Origin of the sequence: Blastococcus sp. CT_GayMR19 (assembly GCF_004570385.1) — a bacterium.
Taxonomy (GTDB): domain Bacteria; phylum Actinomycetota; class Actinomycetes; order Mycobacteriales; family Geodermatophilaceae; genus Blastococcus_B.
Map to the genome: position 1 here is coordinate 1 of NZ_SPQL01000003.1, position 15,316 is coordinate 15,316.

General features: G+C 73.6%; 14 protein-coding genes. 8 read left to right on the top strand and 6 right to left on the bottom strand.

Going from position 1 to position 15,316, the window contains the following annotated elements:
- Positions 1 to 177: 177 nt before the first annotated feature.
- The gene (locus tag E4P39_RS05050; protein ID WP_135135315.1) at positions 178 to 1,149 is read left to right on the top strand and encodes a patatin-like phospholipase family protein; all 972 of its coding nucleotides are present in this window, start codon (positions 178 to 180) and stop codon (positions 1,147 to 1,149) included.
- A 15-nt stretch (positions 1,150 to 1,164) separates the two neighbouring features.
- On the opposite strand, the gene E4P39_RS05055 is transcribed toward E4P39_RS05050, so the two are convergent.
- Entirely contained in the window at positions 1,165 to 1,839 is a 675-nt protein-coding gene (locus tag E4P39_RS05055) for a TetR/AcrR family transcriptional regulator (RefSeq protein WP_135135316.1), read from the bottom strand.
- A gap of 165 nt (positions 1,840 to 2,004) precedes the next feature.
- Here E4P39_RS05055 and E4P39_RS05060 point away from each other — a divergent pair, with 165 nt between their 5' ends.
- Entirely contained in the window at positions 2,005 to 3,033 is a 1,029-nt protein-coding gene (locus E4P39_RS05060; protein WP_245159647.1) for an NAD(P)-dependent alcohol dehydrogenase, read from the top strand.
- Positions 3,034 to 3,137: 104 nt separating this feature from the next.
- Positions 3,138 to 3,779, top strand: coding sequence for a cysteine hydrolase family protein (locus tag E4P39_RS05065; protein ID WP_135135317.1), 642 nt, complete (start codon positions 3,138 to 3,140; stop codon positions 3,777 to 3,779).
- A 46-nt stretch (positions 3,780 to 3,825) separates the two neighbouring features.
- Here E4P39_RS05065 and E4P39_RS05070 read toward each other — a convergent pair whose 3' ends face one another.
- Entirely contained in the window at positions 3,826 to 4,872 is a 1,047-nt protein-coding gene (locus E4P39_RS05070) for a GGDEF domain-containing protein (RefSeq protein WP_135135318.1), read from the bottom strand.
- A 183-nt stretch (positions 4,873 to 5,055) separates the two neighbouring features.
- Here E4P39_RS05070 and E4P39_RS05075 point away from each other — a divergent pair, with 183 nt between their 5' ends.
- Positions 5,056 to 6,261, top strand: a complete 1,206-nt coding sequence (locus E4P39_RS05075) for a low temperature requirement protein A (protein WP_135135319.1) — start codon at positions 5,056 to 5,058, stop codon at positions 6,259 to 6,261.
- 45 nt (positions 6,262 to 6,306) lie between these two features.
- Here the strand turns inward: E4P39_RS05075 and E4P39_RS05080 are convergent, their stop codons facing one another.
- The 3 genes from E4P39_RS05080 to E4P39_RS05090 all read right to left on the bottom strand — a co-directional run bounded on the left by E4P39_RS05080 (position 6,307) and on the right by E4P39_RS05090 (position 10,662).
- Positions 6,307 to 7,932: an alpha/beta hydrolase gene (locus E4P39_RS05080; RefSeq protein ID WP_167761609.1), complete on the bottom strand. Its 1,626-nt coding sequence runs from the start codon at positions 7,930 to 7,932 to the stop codon at positions 6,307 to 6,309.
- Positions 7,933 to 8,260: 328 nt separating this feature from the next.
- A complete protein-coding gene (locus tag E4P39_RS05085; RefSeq protein ID WP_135135321.1) occupies positions 8,261 to 9,091 on the bottom strand; it encodes an IclR family transcriptional regulator C-terminal domain-containing protein in 831 nt (276 codons plus the stop codon).
- Between the two features lie 86 nt (positions 9,092 to 9,177).
- The gene (locus tag E4P39_RS05090) at positions 9,178 to 10,662 is read right to left on the bottom strand and encodes an amidohydrolase family protein (protein ID WP_209306356.1); all 1,485 of its coding nucleotides are present in this window, start codon (positions 10,660 to 10,662) and stop codon (positions 9,178 to 9,180) included.
- A 193-nt stretch (positions 10,663 to 10,855) separates the two neighbouring features.
- On the opposite strand from E4P39_RS05090, the gene E4P39_RS05095 reads away from it, so the two are divergent.
- Genes E4P39_RS05095 through E4P39_RS05110 form a run of 4 tightly spaced genes read left to right on the top strand, consistent with a single transcriptional unit; the run spans position 10,856 to position 14,826 of the window.
- On the top strand, positions 10,856 to 12,100 hold the full coding sequence (locus E4P39_RS05095; protein ID WP_245159648.1) for a CoA transferase: 1,245 nt from the start codon (positions 10,856 to 10,858) through the stop codon (positions 12,098 to 12,100).
- The gene (locus tag E4P39_RS05100; protein WP_135135322.1) at positions 12,097 to 12,924 is read left to right on the top strand and encodes a citryl-CoA lyase; all 828 of its coding nucleotides are present in this window, start codon (positions 12,097 to 12,099) and stop codon (positions 12,922 to 12,924) included. Before E4P39_RS05095 ends, E4P39_RS05100 begins: the two co-directional genes overlap by 4 nt.
- A 14-nt stretch (positions 12,925 to 12,938) precedes the next feature.
- Positions 12,939 to 13,910 carry a zinc-binding dehydrogenase gene (locus E4P39_RS05105; RefSeq protein ID WP_135135323.1) on the top strand — a complete coding sequence of 324 codons (972 nt, stop codon included), beginning with the start codon at positions 12,939 to 12,941 and terminating at the stop codon, positions 13,908 to 13,910.
- Between the two features lie 52 nt (positions 13,911 to 13,962).
- Complete coding sequence (locus E4P39_RS05110) at positions 13,963 to 14,826, top strand: dioxygenase (RefSeq protein WP_135135324.1); 864 nt, start codon at positions 13,963 to 13,965, stop codon at positions 14,824 to 14,826.
- Between the two features lie 90 nt (positions 14,827 to 14,916).
- Here E4P39_RS05110 and E4P39_RS05115 read toward each other — a convergent pair whose 3' ends face one another.
- On the bottom strand, positions 14,917 to 15,309 hold the full coding sequence (locus tag E4P39_RS05115) for a nuclear transport factor 2 family protein (RefSeq protein WP_167761611.1): 393 nt from the start codon (positions 15,307 to 15,309) through the stop codon (positions 14,917 to 14,919).
- Between the last annotated feature and the right edge of the window lie 7 nt (positions 15,310 to 15,316).

Sequence of the window (15,316 nt, forward strand, 5' to 3'; positions counted from 1 at the left end):
GTGGGCGGCCTCGTCTGGGGTGGGGCGTTCGGAGGTGCGGTCGCGCTGGTGTTCATCCTGTGGAGCGGACTGCGCGCCCGGCGCCGCCAGCGGCTGGGCAGCGCCTGACCGGAGCCGTCACCGCACGGGCTCAGGGGCCGACTGACCCCTGAGCCCGTGCGTGGCAGGCTTCCGCACGTGACACGGGTCGGCCTGGTGCTGGGCGGCGGTGGCGTGGTCGGGCAGGCGTACCACTCGGCGGTCCTGGCCGTGCTCCAGCACGACGTCGGGTTCGACGCCCGCACCGCCGACATGATCGTGGGCACGTCGGCCGGATCGATCACCGGCACGCTGTTGCGGCTGGGCGTCTCCCCGGAGGACCTCGCGGCCTGGACGGTGAAGGCCCCCCTGTCGGGGGACGCCGACGTGCTCCGCCGGCTGGCGGAGACCTCCGCCACGCCGCTGGCCCCGTTCAACCCCCTGCACCTGCTGCGCCGGCCACTGCGGCTGCCCGGCCCGCACCTGGTGCACCGGGCGCTGACCAGGCCGTTGCAGTTCCGGCCTTTCGCCGCAGGCATGACCCTGCTCGCCCCCGGACGGCACGACATCGTCGAGCAGCTGGCCGCCCTGCGGGAACTCGAGCGGGCGGACTGGCCGGAGCCCGACCTGTGGGTCTGCGCGGTGCGCCGGCGGGACAGCCGCCGGGTCGTCTTCGGCCGTCCGGGGTCACCTCCCGCGCCGATCCACCTGGCCGTGGCCGCGTCCTGCGCGGTGCCGGGCTACTTCGCGCCGGTGAAGATCGGCGACCGCAGCTACATCGACGGCGGCGTGCACTCCCCGACGAACGCCGCCGTCCTGCGCGGCGCGGGGCTGGATCTCGTCGTCGTCGTGTCGCCGATGAGCGGCCCGGCCGGGTGGCGTCCCGACGTCCATGCGGCGGGACGCCGGCACTCCGCCCGGTTGCTGGCCAGGGAGGTGCGGGCGCTGGAGGCCGAAGGCATCCGGACCGTGGTCTTCGCCCCGGGCGCCGCGGAGCAGGAGGTCATGGGCAACGACATGCTGTCGCGGGAACGCCTGAACGAGGTCATCCAGCAGGCGTTCCTGGCCGCCGGGGCGCACGCCGCGAAACCGCACGTGTCGGAGCTGATCCGCCAGGCCGCCGGCCGCTAGGCCAGGTGCCCGCGGTCAGGCCGTGCGGAGCGCCCGCTCCAGGCCGTCGAGGATGAGGTCGAGCCCGAACTCGAACTCCGCGCCGTAGTCGTAGCCCGGCTGGAGGACGTGGTCGACGGTCAGCTCGACGAGGTGCGGGTACTGGCCGGCCGGGAACCCGGCCATGATCGCCGTCGCCAGCTCGGCCGTCTCCTCCCCGGTCTCGAACGGCAGACTCCGCTGCTGCATCGCGAACCCGTAGATGTAGCTGTCCAGGGCGGAGAACGCGTGCGCCACCAGCGCGATCGGGAAGCCCGCGGCGCGGAGGGTGCCGATCACGGCGTCGTGGTGCCGCAGGGTCGCCGGGCCGGGCGTGCTGCGCGACTGCATGAGAGGCGTCGCCCAGGGGTGGCGGGTCAGGGCGGCGCGAACCGAGCTCGCGCGCTCGCGCATGGCGGTGCGCCAGTCGGTGCCCGCCTGCGGCAGCTCGATCTCTCCGAAGACGACGTCGACCATGCCGTCGAGCAGATCCTCCTTGTTGGCCACGTGCCGGTACAGCGACATGGCCTCCACCCGGAGCTCCTGGCCGAGCCGGCGCATCGTGAGCGCCTCGATCCCGCCGGTCTCGGCGAGGGCGACGGCGGCGCGCAGCACCCGTTCCCGGCTCAGGGGGGCCCGTGGCGCCGGGCCGGGCGGCGAGGGGAGCGGCATCCGGGTCCTCCGGTCCTGGGTCCTGACGGCTCTGCGTCCTGACGGCTCTGCGTCCTGACGGCTCTGCGTCCTGACGGCTCTGCGCCCTGACGCCTCTGCGCCTTGACGGGCTTACGTTGTAAGCGTAAGCCTTACGCTGTAAGCCGACAACAGGGAGAGCTGCTCATGAGGACCGAATCGGGCACGCCGGACGCAGGGCCCGCGACCACGGCGGGGACGATGCGGGCGATCGTGCAGGACGCGTACGGCGAGGCCGACGTGCTGCGACTGGCGGAGATCGACCGACCGACCATCGGGACCGACGAGGTGCTGGTGCGCGTGCACGCGGCCGGGGTCGACCAGGGCGCCTGGCACCTGATGGCCGGCCTGCCGTACCCCATCCGCCTCGCGGGCTACGGATTCCGGACGCCGAAGACCCCCGTGCGGGGCCGAGAACTGGCCGGCCGCGTCGAGGCGGTCGGCCGGGACGTGACCACGCTGCGGCCGGGAGACGAGGTGTACGGCGTCGGGGAGGGCACCTTCGCCGAGTACGCCCGCGCGGCGGCGGGCAAGCTCGCGCCCCGGCCCGCGAACCTGACCTTCCGTCAGGCGGCGGCGCTCCCGATCTCCGGCACTACCGCCCTCCAGGCGGTTCGCGACCACGGGCACGTCCAGCCGGGCCAGCGGGTGCTCGTCATCGGCGCGGCGGGCGGCGTCGGGTCGTACGCCGTCCAGATCGCGAAGGCGTTCGGTGCCGAGGTCACCGGAGTCGTCAGCACCGGCAAGGTGGACCTCGTCCGGTCGCTCGGCGCCGATCACGTCGTCGACTACCGGCTCGACGACGACCTCGCGGCGGGGGAGCGGCGGTACGACGTCATCCTCGACACCGGGGGCAACCGCCCGCTGCGCACGCTGCGGCGTGCGCTCACCCCCACCGGGACGCTGGTCATCGTCGGGGCGGAGACCGGCGGGCGCTGGCTCGGCGGGCTCGACCGTCAGCTCCGGGCGATGGCGCTGTCCCCGTTGACCCGCCAGCGGCTGGGCTCGTTCATCGCGTCGGAGAACGCGGCGGACCTCGCCGCCCTCACGGACCTCGTCGAATCGGGCGCGGTGACGCCGGTGGTCGACCGGGCCTTCCCGCTCGTGGAGACGCCCGCGGCCCTTCGCCACCTCCGCGAGGGTCGCGCACGGGGAAAGGTCGTGATCGACCTGTGAGGCGCGTGATCGACCTCTGAGGCGCGCGCCGTCGGCATCTCCCCGCATCATGGGTCGGCGACGGTGCCGTCCTCGGCGCCGCGGACGACGGGTTGGGGAATTTCGTGAGCCGGGCACTGCTGGTGGTCGACGTCCAGGGCGAGTACGACGGCGGCGCGCTGCCGATCACGTGGCCACCCCTCGACGTCTCGCTCCCGAACATCCGGCGGGCCATCGACGCCGCCACCGCCCGGGGCATCCCCATGGTCGTCGTCCAGCAGACGGGGCCCGCCGACGCGCCGGCGTTCGCGACCGGCTCGCCGGGCTGGCAGCTGCTCGACGTGATGGACGGCGTCCATGCGGACCTCGCCGTCGAGAAGGCCCTGCCCAGCGCCTTCGCCGGCACCCCGCTCCAGGAGTGGCTGGCCGGGGCGGGCGTGGACACGCTCACGCTGGTCGGTTTCCTGACGCACAACTGCATCGACTCCACCGCCCGTGAGGCGCTGCACCGCGGCTACCGCGTCGAGGTCCTCGCCGACGCCACGGGCACCGTCGCGCTGCGGAACGCGGTCGGGGCGGTCACGGCCGAGGAGCTGCACCGGCACACGCTCCTGGTGCTCCAGTCCCGCTTCGCCGCCGTCCTGGACACCGCGGAGTGGGAGCGGTCGCTGGACAGCGGCGTCGCACACACGCCCACGGGACTGTTGCCCTCGGCCGCCGCGGCGCTCGAGGGATCCGCGGCGCTCGAGGGATCCGCGGCGCGCTGAACAGCCGTGCCGGGCCGCCACGAACGCGGCGGCGGCGCGAACCCGGTCAGTAGGTGGCGGGCACGGCCCGGTTGCGGCCGCTGCGCTTGGCCTCGTACAGCGCGGCGTCGGCCCGGCGCATGAGGACGCCCAGCGAGTCGCCGTCCCCGAGGTCGCTCACCCCGGCCGAGCAGGTGGAGCCGCCGGGCATGACGGCCAGCAGCCGCCCGACCCGCGCGGACGCCTCGGTCAGATCCGAGCCGGGCAGGACGACGACGAACTCGTCACCCCCCTGCCGGGCCAGGACGTCGCCCGGGGCGAGCTGCGAGGTCCAGGCATGCGCCACCGCGAGCAGCAGCCGGTCGCCCTCGTCGTGCCCCGAGCTGTCGTTGACCACCTTGAAGTGGTCGAGGTCCAGCAGCGCCACGCTCAGCGGGGACCGGGTGCGCTGGGCACGGTCGACGGCTGTCTGCAGCACCGCGTCGAGGCGGCGGCGGTTCGGCAGGCCGGTGAGCGGGTCGGCGTCGGCCGAGGCGGCGACGCGCAGCAGCCAGCCGCTCCCCAGGGCGACCACGACCGTCGTCCCGCTGATGACGACCGCGGCGTACGCGCCGGTGGCCCCCTGGGGGATCATCGTTCCCCCGCAGGCGAGGACGGCCACCAGGACGTGGCAGGACGTCGCGGCCCGGGTGAAGCACATGCCCGCGTCCAGGGCGACGAAGGCGTAGAAGCTGGCGAGGGCCACGCCGGCGGGGGTCACCCCTGCGAACACCACCGCGAGGCTGACCGCCAGGGTGCCGGTGAGCAGCACGAGGTGCGTCGCCCAGGAGGGCAGCAGGCGCCCCCACCGGAGCATGCTCAGGCCGACCAGCAGGGCCAGCGCGGCGAGGACGACGACCTCGCGTTCCCGGACGCGCGCATCCTGCGGGAAGAGCGGCACCAGCAGACCGAGCGCGCCGCCGGCCGAGAAGACGGTGCCCGTCAGGACGGCGGTGAAGTCCGCCGAGGCGACCACCGTGCTGCTCAGCGTGGCCGCGATCCGGGCCGGCAGGGACGCGAGCCCGCCGCCGGGGGTCGGCTGTCGCCGGCCTCCGGCTCCGCGGGTCACCTGCATGGATGGATGATCGGCGGCGCGCCGGTGGGCATGAATGGTTCCTCACCACTTCGGGTGGGCCCCGCCCTTTCCGGCGGTGCATGCGGGACTGTCCGCCGGGTAACGCCCCCGCATCGGTCGTGATCCCGGCCGGGTTGCGGTCGGCCGCCTCCGGCGGAGTCCGGGCACGGCACAGGGGGCGGAGTGGCTGAGCGTTCGGTGGCGGGGCGGCTGCTCGACTCCCTGAGGGGGCTGGTACGGCCCCCGGACCTGCAGACCGGCGAGGACCGCTCCGCATCGCGCCTCGAGCTCTTCTTCGACCTGGCGTTCGTCCTCGTCGTCGCCGAGCTGGCGATCGAGCTGCGGGACGACGTCACCGTGGCCGGGGCGCTCCGGTTCGCCGGCCTGTTCGCCACCGTGTGGTGGGCGTGGGTCAGCTCGACCCTCTACGCCAACCGGTTCGACCACGACGACGTCCTGTACCGGCTGTACAAGCTGGGCAGCATGGCCGCCGTCGTGGGGCTCGCGGCCTCGGCGTCCGACGCGACCGGGAAGCGGTTCGGGATCTTCGTCGGCTGCCAGCTGCTGCTGCGCCTGCTGCTGCTCCTGCAGTACGGCCGCGCCTACCGGCACGTGCGGGATGCCCGGCCGGTCGTCCGGCTCTACCTGCTCGGCGCCGCGGCGGGCGCACTGCTCTGGGGACTGTCCCTGCTCGTCCCGCGGCCGCTGGCCTTCGCGCTGTGGGCGGTCGCGGTCCTGGTCGAGGCACTGGTGCCACTGGTGGCCACCCGCGCCTCGGCCGACGTCCCCCTGCACGTCGAGCACCTGCCCGAGCGGTTCGCCCTGTTCGTGATCCTGGTGCTGGGGGAGTCGGTGGCCGGGGTCGCGCACGGCCTCTACGACGCGGAGTGGAGCGGGCCGTCGATGCCGGTCGCGGTGCTGTCCTTCGTCCTGGCCGCCGCGCTGTGGTGGAGCTACTTCGACCTCGCCGGCGCCCGGGCCAAGCGGCTGCTGAACGAGGTCGGCGGAGAACGCAGCGACCACTCGCACGACGTGTACATCTTCGGTCAGCTGCCACTGACCCTGGCGCTGGCGACGATCGGCGCGGGCATCGAGCTGGCGGTCGTGGAGAGCGGCCAGGGAGAGGTGCCCACGGGTACCCGTCTGCTGCTGGCCGGTGGCGTGGCCGTCTATCTGATCTCGATGACGGTGACCGACACCGGGATGGCCCGCCGGGCCCGCAGCGGCTGGTGGTGGCCGCTCGCCGCCGCCGCCGTCGCGCTCCTCGACATCGCGCTGGAACTGCCGGCCGTGGTCGTGGTCGGGGCGCTGGCGGCGCTGATGGTCGCCGTCCTGGTCGTCGGCACGATCCAGCGGCAGACGGGTGACCTGGCCGTCGACGAGGTCTGACGGCGGCGGGGCGCTTCGCAGCCGGCAGCAGTCCGGAGGTCCCCGTCAGCGCACGAGCCGGCCGGCGCCGAGCGCGTCCGCCACGGACAGCGCGGCCCTGCCGTCGGCCGCGGCCTGCGCCGGCGACGGCTGCAGACCGACGAACGGGACCTCCTGCGCGCAGACGGTCCCCGCCGCGGGAACGGTCCCGTCGAACAGGTAGGCCTCGGTCGCCGCGTCGACGCAGGCGGAGTTCTCCAGACCGTAGGCGCCGTGCCCGTCGCCCTCCATCGTCACAAGCCGGGCGTTCCCCAGCGCCTGCACCATCGCCACCCCTCCCGCGTACGGCGTGGCCGGGTCGTAGGTCGTGGCGATCACCAGGGGAGTGGGGGACGAGTCCGGGACCGTGAACGGACCGTCGTAGGCGTCCTCGTCGTGCACGGGCCACAGCGCGAACGGGATCTCCGAGTAGGCGAAGCCCCAGAAGTGGGGCACGTTGACCCAGTCCTGCGCACCGCGGGCGAGGTAGGCCTCGACGTCGGTGGGCCACTGCCGTTCGCCGGCCATGATGGCGAAGAAGCGGTCCGACTGCGGGTCGTAGGAGCCGTCCTCCTCGCGCGGGAACACGATCAGGTCGATGATCGCCCGGACGACCGACGCGTCGCCGTCCTCCGCCTGCGCGAGCGTGGCCGCGAGCAGCGCCCAGTTGTGCTTCGAGTACAGCAGCGTCAGCGTGACGTCCCGGATGTCGTCGGCCGTCACCGGACGTGGATCGGCCTCGTAACGGTCCGCGGGGATCGGTGTGGCCGCCGCCGTGGCGAGCAGCGCGTCGTAGGCGGGGCCGGGATCGCCGTTGCCGAACCCTGCGCAGGCCGCCTGATCGCCGGCGCACGCGGCCAGGAAGCGGTTCAGCGCGCGCTCGAAGCCGACCGCCTGGAGCGAGCTGAGGGTGAACGGATCGGGGATGTACCGCTCGGCGTCCACCGGGGCGTCGAGGACGATCGCCCGGTAGCGGTCGGGGAACAAGGCGGCGTAGGTGGCCCCGAGGAACGTGCCGTAGGAGTAGCCGAGGTAGCTGAGCTTCTCGTCGCCGACGGCAGCGCGCAGGGCGTCCATGTCGCGGGCGACGTTGGCGGTCGAGAGGTGGGCCAGGATCTCGCCGTTGTTCGCGAGGCAGCTGTCGACGTAGTCCTGGGCGCGGGCGACGAGGGCGTCGGCGTCCACGTCGACGGGGATCGGCATCGGCCGCGGGGTGAGCCCCTCGGTCTCCTGGTTCACCTCGCAGTCGACGGCAGGCGTGCTCTGGCCGGTTCCCCGGGGATCGAAGCCGACGATGTCGAACCTCGCGTTGAGAGCCGAGAAGGGGCCGCTGCCGATGGCCTGCAGCAGCTCCGCGGACGGGGCGCCGGGACCGCCGAGGTTGAAGAACAGGGAGCCGATGCGCTCGGCGGGCTGCGTGGCGGGCACCCTGGCGACGGCGATCCGGACCTGCTCGCCGTCGGGTTCGTCGTAGTCCATGGGCAGGCCCGCGGTCGCGCACTCGACGCCGGAGTCCGTGCCCTCCGGAGTGAGTCCGCACGGGGTCCAGTCCAGTTCCAGTGCCGGGGTCGCGGGCGCCGCGGTAGCGACGGCACCGTCGGTCCGTGCGTGCGCGAGCGTCGCCGGGGATCCGATCACCAGGGCCGTCAGCACGCCTGCGACGGCACTCCGACGAGCGGTCAGGTACGACACGAGGCCCCCAGATGTCCGGGCACGGCAGCGCCCCCGACGGTGTGGTCGCCCGGCAGTGAACGCGGCCGGGGTGTCCCGTCGATACGCCGAGGGGCGCCGTCGGCTCCGGGGACAGCGGTGCGTGGGCGCGCCGTCACATTCGGTCCAGAGGTGTTCACATTCGCGTGCGGGCGTCGTCGTTCGCCGGGCCGGGTCCGCCCCGGGGGGCGGGCAGCACGACCCGGCGGACGCGAGGTGATCGGCCGGCGCGCCCTGTGATCGGCAGGGGGGAACGTCCTGGAGCAGGCGGTTACGCGGTGGCCGAGCCGTTCCCGGCCGGGCGGGCCACCGAGACATGCGGACGTGACTGCCACAGCGCCCATTCGGCGCTGACGTTCCCGGCCGTGCGCAGGAGCAACGGGAGGTGGTCCTGCAGCAGCCGTTCGGTGGTCGTCTCGGCCGCGTGCACCGTGACGTTCATGGCCGCCCGGACGACGCCGGTGTGGTCCCGGACCGGGACGGCGACCGACCGCACCCCCGGTGCGAGCTCCTCGTCGGCAAGTGCCCAGCCGCGTGCGCGGATCTCCGTCAGCTCGTCGCGCAGGCGCTCGACGGGGCGGCCGATGTAGGGGGGCAGGCCGGCCCGGCTGGGCTCGGCCAGCGTGGCGTGCAGCTCGTCGGGGGAGAGGGCGGCGAGCAGCACCTTGCCCTGGGACGTCTGGACGGCGGGGAACCGCGTGCCGATGTCCACGCGCAGTGCGATGAGCTTGGGCACCGACACCCGGGCGACGTAGACGATGTCCGACCCGTCGAGCTGGGCCATGGACGACGACTCCCCGGTGCGGGCGACGAGGTCCTCGAGGTGGGGGCGGGCGATGTCCCAGAGTCCCAGCGCACCCACGTAGGCCATGCCCAGCGTGAGGACCTTGGGCGTGAGCGAGAAGGACCCGCCGGAGGACCGGACGAACCCCAGTTCCTCGAGGGTGAGCAGCAGCCGTCGCGCGGTGGGCCGGGCGAGCCCGGTCGCGGTCGCCACCTCGGTCAGCGACATGCTGCGGTGGTCGGCGTCGAAGCAGGCGAGGACGTCGAGCCCGCGCGCCAGCGCCTCGACGAAGTCCGGTCCCGCGCCGCGACCTGCCACCACCCCTCCCTCCGCCGGGTCCGAGGATGACACGCGCCGTGCGCGGGACCGATCCCCCGCACGGGTTCGTTCCCGGTCCGGGGCGGTCACCGGCCGAGGACCCGCTCCTCGCCGCCGGCGCGCTTCCCCTCGTCCTTGTAGTCGGTGTACTGGTACGGGTTGTCCAGGATCGACGCCTCGGCGTCGGGCATCTCCGGGAACATGCCCTGCTGCCAGGTCTCCTCGCCGAGCTCCGACCGGAGGTAGTCGATGGTCGACTCGATCTCCCGGCGGACGGGGGCCAGGTCGATGCCGACCAGCGTGCCGTCGTGCTTCACGACCCGGCCGTCGACGATCACCGTGTGCACGTCGCCGCGCTGCGCCTGGAAGGCGACGTGGCCGTAGGGGTTGAGCATCGGGAACGACACCGGCGAGGCGTCGTTCCGAATGAGCACGACGTCGGCCTTCTTGCCCGGCTCGAGGCTGCCCAGGTCGTCGTCGCGGCCGATCGCGTGCGCGCCGCCCCGGGTCGCCCACTCGACGACGTGCTGGGCGCGCAGCCGCAGGTGGGTGATGGTGTCGCCCTTCAGGTGAGCGTCCATGTGCTGGGCCATCCGGTCGGCGTTGAGGGTCGAGCGCATGGCGGAGAACATGTCCCCGCTCCACCACACGCTGGTGTCCACCGAGAGCGACACGGGGATTCCGTACTGCAGGACCTGCTCGGTGGGTGCGTGGCCCTGGCCGGCGCTGCACTCCGACTCGGTCGCCACCGAGATCGAGCCGCCGGTCGCGGCGATCCGCTGGTAGCTGTCCCGGGTGAGGGTCGAGGCGTGCACGTACACGGTCTCCGGCCTCATGAAGTCGTTCTCGTGCATCAGCCGGATGCCGTCGTCGTTGGTGGCGCCCCAGACGCCGGCGTGCGTCGTCACCGGGATGCCGAGGTCGCGGGCCACCTCGAACGCCGCCTTCTCCGGGAAGGCCGGGTCGCCGGTGACGTCGAAGGCGATCTGCACGCCCATCCGGTCGTCGGCGTCGTCCCGCAGCCGCTCCAGCAGCGCGCGGATGCCCGGGTCCGCGGTCCACTCCCACGGGCCGGCCTGGATGTTGCCGTAGGCGAGGACGAAACGGCCGGGCACCGATCGGAGGGCGTCCACCGCCGCCTCGCCGTGCTGCAGGCTCGACAGCCCGTGCGACCAGTCGACCGTCGTCGTGACGCCGGCGTCCAGTGACTCGATGGCCGCCAGGCGGTTGCCGGCGGCGATGTCCTCGGGGCGGAACTTCCGGCCGTGCTCGAGGTAGTACCAGACGAAGTACTGGGTCAGCGTCCAGTCGGCGCCGTAGCCGCGCATCGCCGTCTGCCACATGTGCCGGTGCGAGTCGATCATGCCCGGCATCACGATCCCGCCACGGGCATCGATCTCCTGCGTGCCGTCGGGCACCTCCAGCCGGGGACCGACGGCGGCGATCCGGTCGTCCACGACGAGCACGTCGGCGTCGTCGAGGACGGTCGAGGAGGCGTCCATGGTCAGGACCGTGCCACCGCGCAGCACCAGCGGACGGCCGGGTTCGGGAGTGGCCTCGGGCATGGTCATCGTCTCCTTCAGGACGGCGTCGGCTCGAATCGGACGAGCGTCCGCACAGCGGTCACCGGCGCGATGCCGGTCACCCTCGACCCGCTCGCCACGCGGTGTCAAGAGGATCGCGGCGGGGCTACGCCCCGACGCTCCCAGCGGTTGACACTCCTCCGCGAGGGTGGTGAAACTGCTGCCACGCCGACGCGGACGGATGTCCGCCGAGCAGCCCGGTGGACGAGAGGGGACCGCGAAGCTGATGACGGCCGGCCCACCGGAAGCGACCCCTCCGGCCCACCGCGGGCCCCTCTCCGGCCTGCTGGTGGCCGACTTCTCGCGGATCCTGGCCGGCCCCTACGCGACGATGCTGCTCGCGGACCTGGGGGCGGAGGTGGTGAAGGTCGAGGGCCCGGGCGGTGACGACACCCGCACCTGGCAGCCCCCGGTGCGCGACGGCGTGGCGACGTACTACCTGGGCGCCAACCGCAACAAGCGCTCGATCGCCCTCGACCTCAAGGACCCGGCCGACCTCGAACTCGCCCGCGAGCTGGCTCGCCGGGCGGACGTCTTCGTCGAGAACTTCAAGCCCGGCGGGCTGGAGCGCTTCGGACTCGACTACGACAGCGTCGCGGCCGGCAACGCAGGCGTGATCTACGCGTCCATCAGCGGGTTCGGGAGCGCCCCCGGGGGCCGGTCCCTGCCCGGCTACGACCTCATCGTGCAGGCCATCTCCGGTTTCATGAGTCTCACCGGGGAGCCCGACGGCGAGCCGTACCGGGCCGGTGTCGCGCTCTTCGACATCATGGCCGGGCTGCATGCCACGATCGGCGTCCTCTCCGCCCTGAACCACCGCCACGAGACCGGCCGCGGCCAGCACGTCGAGGTCAATCTGCTCGCCTCCGCCCTCTCCGGGCTCGCGAACCAGACCAGCGCGTTCGTGGCCGGCGGCGTCGTGCCGTTCCGCATGGGCAACAGCCACCCGAGCCTCTACCCCTACGCGCCGATGATGTGCTCCGACGGCGAGCTCATCATCACCGCGGGCAACGACGCCCAGTTCCGCAAGCTCTGCGGCGTGCTGGGGGTCCCGGAGCTGGCCGACGACCCCCGCTTCGCGCGCACCGAGGACCGCAACCATCACCGGGACGAGCTGCGGCCGCTGCTGCTCGAACGGCTGCGCACCCGAACGAAGATGGAGTGGTTCCGCGACATCATCGGCGCGGGGGTGCCCTGCGGGCCGATCAACACCATCGACCAGGGGGTCGCCTTCGCCGAGGAGGTGGGGCTGGACCCGGTGGTGACCGTGGGGGAGGGGTCCGCCGCCGTCCCGACGGTGCGCAACCCCATCACGTTCTCGGCCACGCCCCCCGAGTACCGCCTCCCGCCGCCCACGCTGGACGAGCACGGCGACGAGCTGCGCCGCTGGCTGGCGGCGCCGGCCGACGAGGAGGCGTCGGCATGACCGACCCGGATCGCGCCCGCCCCACCGCCCCGGCGGGCCTGGAGTTCCCGACCTCGCTGGGGACGTCGACCGCCGACGAGATCCGGCTGCTCGGACAGGACCTGACCGAGGACCTCATGGGCAAGGTGGGCTTCGGGGAGCTGGCCTTCTGGCTGGTCACGCTGCGCCGGCCGACCCCCTCGGAGACCCGCGTCTTCGAGGCGGTGCTGGTGGCGCTCGCCGATCACGGGTTCACCCCGACGGCGATCGCGGCGCGCCTGACCTACCTCTCGGCGCCGGACTCGCTGCAGGGCGCGCTCGCCGCCGGCCTGCTCGGCGGCGGCTCACGGTTCCTCGGCGTCACGGAGGACTGCGGGACCTTCCTGCACGAGGTGCTCGAGCGGCACGGCGACGACCACCCCGAGAACGACGCGGGCTGGGACGCCCTGGCGCTCGACGCGGTGACCGCCACCCGCGCCGCGGGGCGCTACGTCCCCGGGCTCGGGCACCCGGTGCACAAGCAGGGCGACCCGCGGACCCCCGTCCTGCTCCGGATCGCCGAGGAGGAGGGCCTGCGCGGTCCGCACCTCCGGCTGTTCGAGGCGATCGGCCGGGTGCACGGCCAGGTGCTGGGACGGCAGTTGCCGCTCAACGGCGCCGGGGTCTGCGGCGCCGCCCTCGCCGACCTCGGGCTGCCCGTCGAGCTCCTCCGGGGCTTCGCGCTGCTGGCCCGTGCGGCCGGGCTGCTCGGGCAGCTCGCCGAGGAGCGCCGGCGGCCGATCGGGATGCAGACCTACCTGACCGTGGACCGCAACGCCGTCTACGTCGATCCCGCCGACGGCTGACGAGGGACGGGACCGTGCGCGCCGCCGTGCTGGAGACGCCCGGGGAGGTCCCGGTCGTCCGCGACCACCCCGATCCGGTCGTCACCCCGGGACACACGTCGGTGCGGGTCACCGCGGCACCCCTGGTGCCGCTGGACCTCCTCTGCGCCTCGGGCACGTCGTACTTCGGCCGGCCGGCAACGCCGTACGTTCCCGGCGTGCAAGGGGTCGGCACGGTCGAGGACTCCGCCACGCTGCCGGCCGGCACGCGGGTGTTCTTCTCGACCACGGCCGGGATGGCGCCCGGCGACGGCGGCCTGGCCGAGCGGTGCGTGGTCCCCGATGTCGACGTCGTCCCCGTCGCGGCCGGCGTCGCCGATCCCGCGCTCGCGGCCCTCGGCCTGTCGGCGGTCGCCGCCTGGATGACGCTGACCTGGCGCGGCCGGCTGCAGGAGGGGGAGCACGTCCTGGTGCTCGGCGCCGGCGGGGCCGTGGGCCAGGCCGCAGTGGGTGCGGCCCGGGTGCTCGGCGCCGGCCGGGTCGTCGCCGTCTGCCGGTCCGAGGAGTCGCAGGAACGCGCCCGGCGGCTCGGCGCCGACGTCGTCGTGCCGCTCGCCGGCGACGTCGACCACCTCACCGCCCGCATCCAGGATGCCGCCGGCGGCAAGGTGGACGTGGTCGTGGACCCGGTGTTCGGCCTCGCGGCGACCGCCGCCTCACGGGTGCTCGGACCAGGCGGCCGCCTGGTGAACCTCGGGGGAGCCTCCGGGGACGTCGCGGAGTTCTCCTCGGCCGTGCTCCGCGGCCGCTCGGCGGAGATCCTCGGGTACACCAACAACGCGCTCAGCCCGGGGCAGCGTCGCGAGGCGCTGACCACGGTGGCGGAGCACGCCGCGCAGGGCCTGATCTCCGTCGCGCACGAGGACATCCCGCTCGCCGACGCAGCGGCGGCCTGGCGGCGCCAGGCCGCCGGCTCCGCAGGCGTGCGGTTGGTTCTGACGCCCTGACCATCGAGACCCGGGACGGCAGCCGCCGCCCGCAGCCCGCCAGGAGGATGCCGTGCAGCCGGTCACCGAGGACAACATCACCGATCTCGCACATCAGCGCTGGACCACCGCGCGCGACCCGCGGCTGGCCGAGCTGCTGGCGGCACTCGTGCGGCACCTGCACGACTTCGCCCGCGAGGTCCGGCTGACCGAGGCCGAGTGGATGGCCGCCATGCAGTGGCTGACCCGCACCGGGCAGATCAGCGACGACAAGAGGCTGGAGTTCATCCTCGCCTCCGACGTCCTCGGCCTGTCGATGCTCGTCGTCCAGATGAACCACCGGCTCGACCCGGCGGCGACACCGGCGACCGTGCTCGGCCCCTTCCACATCGAGGGGTCCCCGGAGCTGGGCTACGGCGGGGACATGTCCGACGGCGTCCCCGGGACCCCGCTCTACCTCCACGGGGTCGTCCGCGACCTGGAGGGGAAGCCGGTGGCCGGGGGAGTGCTCGACGTGTGGCAGGCCGACACCGAGGGCGCCTACGAGTCGCAGCTGCCCGACATCGACGAGGCGCGCCTGCGCGCGAAGTACACGACCCGGGAGGACGGCGGCTACTGCGTGCGCACCATCGCGCCGAAGGGCTACAGCATCCCGATGGACGGCCCGGTCGGGGACCTCATCTCCCGGACCGCCATCAGCCACTTCCGGCCGGCGCACATCCACTTCCTGGTCAACGTGCCGGGCTACGAGCCGCTGATCACGCACCTGTTCCAGGAGGGTGCGGAGTACCTGGACAGCGACGTCGTGTTCGGCACCAAGCAGGAGTTGGTCGTCCGGTTCGAGCAGCGGGAGGCCGGCGAGACCCCGGACGGCGGCAGTTCCGCCGAGCCATGGCTCGAGGCGCGCTACGACTTCGTCCTGCAGCCGACGTCGTGACCAGGCGATCGTGACTCAGGCGATCGTGACTCAGGCAGCCGTGATTCAGGCAGTCGTGATTCAGGCGATCGTGATTCAGGCAGCCGTGACTCAGGCGGCCGGGGCGGGGAGGGACGTCGGCGCGTAGGCGAGCAGCTGCCACGCCCCCGACGCCCGGGTCCAGACGGCGAGGGCGAGGTTGTCGATCGTCTTGGGCCTCCCCTGGACCTCCACGTCGGCGGTCATCCGGCCGACCACGACCGCGGTGTCGCCCAGGACCTCGACGCGTTCCACGGGGTGGTCGATGCGCCGGTAGACGTAGTACCCCGAGCGGAGCTTCTCCAGGTACTCGCTCCTGGTGTCGCGGACGCCGCTGGAGTGCGCGTAGCTCAGTTCCTCCGCGCACACCTCCGTGAGCGTCGTCAGGTCGGCGTCCTGCATGGCGCGGTAGCGGCGGTCCTCCGCGGCCAGCACTGCACGGACGTCGTCGGTGTCGTCTCCCATGGCCGAA